Raw genomic sequence first — 3,249 nt, forward strand, 5'->3', positions numbered from 1 at the left:
ATATCAGTATATAATATGTTCGTTTTTGACACAAAACCTCTTAACTTAATATTAAGAGGTTTTTCTTGGATATTTAAGTCTATAAACTTGTGTTATAATCAATGTATCATAAATATCAAAAATCATGAGTTTTTAGACAATGAGAGACGCGTTTATTTGCATCGAGAACTAGATTTCATTAGTAAGTACTCATAAAACGATTAAAAGAGGTGGTATTCAAATGGCTAAAATTGGTTATGCACGTGTATCAACACAAGATCAAAGTCTTGATGGACAGATTGATACACTTGAGGAATATGGTTGTGAACGTATCTTTAGCGAGAAAGCGAGTGGTCGCAAAACGAAAAGAACGGAACTTGATAAGTGTTTGGATTATTTACGGGAAGGAGATATTCTAGTTATCTATAAACTAGATCGTCTTGGACGTACAACGAAACAATTAATTGAGTTATCCCAATGGTTCGATGAAAACAGCATTGATTTACATATTATTGATATGAATGTATCAACGAAAGATGCGATGGGCAAGATGTTCTTTACTATGATGAGTGCATTCGCTGAACTTGAAGCTAACTTATTAAGTGAACGTACGAAAAAAGGATTAGAAGCAGCACGAGCAAGAGGGCGAAAAGGCGGGAGGCCTTCATTACCTGACCATAAGAAAAGAGAAATTAAGTTTCTATACGATGAGCAAAAACTTACAGGAGAAGAAATTGCGAAACAAACAGGGGTAAGTCGTTCTACAGTATATAGGATGCTTAAAGATTAAACTCTATGAAAAAATATATTACTTAAGGCTCTTATAGGTGTATCTAAATCATTTTATGAACATTGATTTTATGTTGAGTTTTTGAACGTTTTTAACTTTAAAGATTTTATCTATTTTTTATTCGTCTGTATAATAACAGATAAAATTATTGTTAAAGTAAATATTAGTATAGTTGTAAAAATAATAATTTTATTATTATGATTTTTATCTTCTTGCTCATTATCTAAGATATAGGGTTGTTGGTCTTTTACTTTCATAAATTTTTTCTCCTTATTATTAGAACAACAAAGACACCTAAAGATTTAGGTGTCTCAGTTTTTTTAATTTCATTTTTATTACATTCGGCTAAGCAGTTCTTTTTTTATAATAATCAAAGCATGGTTCCCTTTTGAGTTGATGTTTTCTTGAGCATTTAGTATTAATAGATCAATTAAATCGTCATTATCTTTTTGACTTATTTCGTCTTTGAATTGATCAATATTTTCTATTAAAATTTTTTGATTGGGTTGCTGTTTGTCTATAGTGTAATACTGGTCAGCGCCCAAACCACCCTCTTCAATCATTTTCGATATTTCATTAGATCGTGTTTCATTTGTTTTGCTTATTTCTATTTCTTTTTTATCAGAGTTAACCATTACTATCCCCCCTATATGCCCATTACACACAGTGTAATAATACATATTTAAAATAACAATAACTCTGCTCACTAATAATTTATTGAGGGTTTAATAAATGACATTCTTGGTATCGTTTACATAAATGATTATTATTAGAATTCATATCAAAGAGGCACCTTGGTCAACCAAGGTGCCTCTTAATCGTTTCAAAAACAAATTCCATCTTAATAAGGATCGTTTTTAATTTCATTTTTTCTTGTTGAATTTCTATGTCTTATTGTTAAGTCATACCTTTTAAAATGTATAATTATTTGTTAAATAATTAATCTGTTTTTTTCGGCGTCGCTCGGTAAACAATAAACGATAAGATAACGGCAATAATGGATATAGAAAAGCTAATAAAATAAACGAGTTCAACTCCTGCAACCATTGCCTGATTTATTGTGTCAGGATCTTGTGGTTTCCCTGAATTTTGTAAAAATTGAAGCTGTCTTGCATTCATAATACTAACAAATACTGCAACACCAATTGCTCCAGCAACTGGTTCTAAAGTTGTCATCACTGCAGTCCCATGTGGATATAAATGTTTTGGAAGTTGATTTAACCCATTGGTTTCAGCAGGCATCATAATTGCTGAAACAGATAGCATCAACAAGATATAACTAAGAATAACGATCCACAAAGGCGTATCCACATTCAATCTACTCATCACATACATTGCCCCACTTAGCACAATTGATGCAGGAATCATCAAAACACGCGGGCCAAATTTATCAAATAGATATCCCATAAACGGCGACATTGCCCCATTAAGTAAACTGCCCGGCAGTAAAATTAACCCCGCAGTAGCTGCAGTTAAAGCCAATGGTCCTTGCATATAGATAGGTAAAATTATTTCTGAAGCAAACATCGTCATGATGATTATTAAAAACATTAAAATAGCGTGTGTATACATAGGATATTTAAATACTCTTAAATCTATTAGAGGTTCTTTTAAATTTAATTGTCTTATTGAAAATAAGACAATTCCAATGATTCCAACAATTATTGGAATTAATACATTGATACTTAAAAACCCTGATTCACTTTTTCCAGCGCTACTAAAGCCATATATAACAGCCCCAAAACCTATAGTTGAAAAAACTAATGATAAATAATCGATTTTAGGTTTAGTAACTTCTGATACATTAATTAAAAACTTAGACGCAAATGCAATTGAGAATATTGAAAATGGGATTACCATAATAAATAAAGAACGCCAACCTAGATATTCAACAATCACTCCAGATAGCGTTGGGCCAATAGTTGGCGCAAACATGATAACAAACCCAACGATTCCCATGATTTTTCCACGTTTAAAGGGGGGGTAAATCAGCAAAAATACATTGAATATAATAGGCAAAATCATCCCGGTCCCGATTGCTTGAATGAACCGTCCAATAAGAAGTATAGGAAAGGCTGGTGCCGCCGCACAAATTACTGTTCCAAGAGTAAAAATGGTCATAGTACTTAAAAATAACTGTCTTGTAGTAAACCACTGCAACAACAACGCAGAAATCGGTGCTACGATTCCCATAATCAACATAAACCCTGTCGTCATCCATTGTACAGTTGGTAAGGTGATATCAAATTCTTTCATCAAAGATGTAAGGGCAATATTTAATAATGTTTCATTTAATATAGCAAAAAAAGCTCCAATAATTAATGAAAATATAATGGGTAATGTTTTAAAATTTGGATCATCTGCTAGATACTCATATTTTTGATGCTTGTTATTGTTCATGTTACGGCCCTCTCTATCATAAATATTTAAGTTAACTAAAAATTTCAATCATCTATTTAATACTTAAGGTTAACATATTA

Annotated in this window: 4 protein-coding genes; 1 reads left to right on the forward strand and 3 read right to left on the reverse strand. The window is 31.6% G+C overall.

From position 1 onward, the window contains the following. Window positions 1-220 precede the first annotated feature (220 nt). A complete protein-coding gene (locus AC2D8K_RS12420; protein WP_001837446.1) occupies window positions 221-769 on the forward strand; it encodes a recombinase family protein in 549 nt (182 codons plus the stop codon). Window positions 770-879: 110 nt separating this feature from the next. On the opposite strand, the gene AC2D8K_RS12425 is transcribed toward AC2D8K_RS12420, so the two are convergent. The 3 genes from AC2D8K_RS12425 to AC2D8K_RS12435 form a co-directional block, all read right to left on the reverse strand. Then, window positions 880-1,026: a hypothetical protein gene (locus tag AC2D8K_RS12425; protein ID WP_237621077.1), complete on the reverse strand. Its 147-nt coding sequence runs from the start codon at window positions 1,024-1,026 to the stop codon at window positions 880-882. Window positions 1,027-1,104: 78 nt separating this feature from the next. Beyond that, entirely contained in the window at window positions 1,105-1,404 is a 300-nt protein-coding gene (locus tag AC2D8K_RS12430; protein WP_002508712.1) for a hypothetical protein, read from the reverse strand. Between the two features lie 304 nt (window positions 1,405-1,708). Further along, a complete protein-coding gene (locus tag AC2D8K_RS12435) occupies window positions 1,709-3,169 on the reverse strand; it encodes an MDR family MFS transporter (RefSeq protein ID WP_237621078.1) in 1,461 nt (486 codons plus the stop codon). Window positions 3,170-3,249: the final 80 nt, after the last annotated feature.

It is taken from the genome of Staphylococcus sp. 510 (assembly GCF_057219715.1).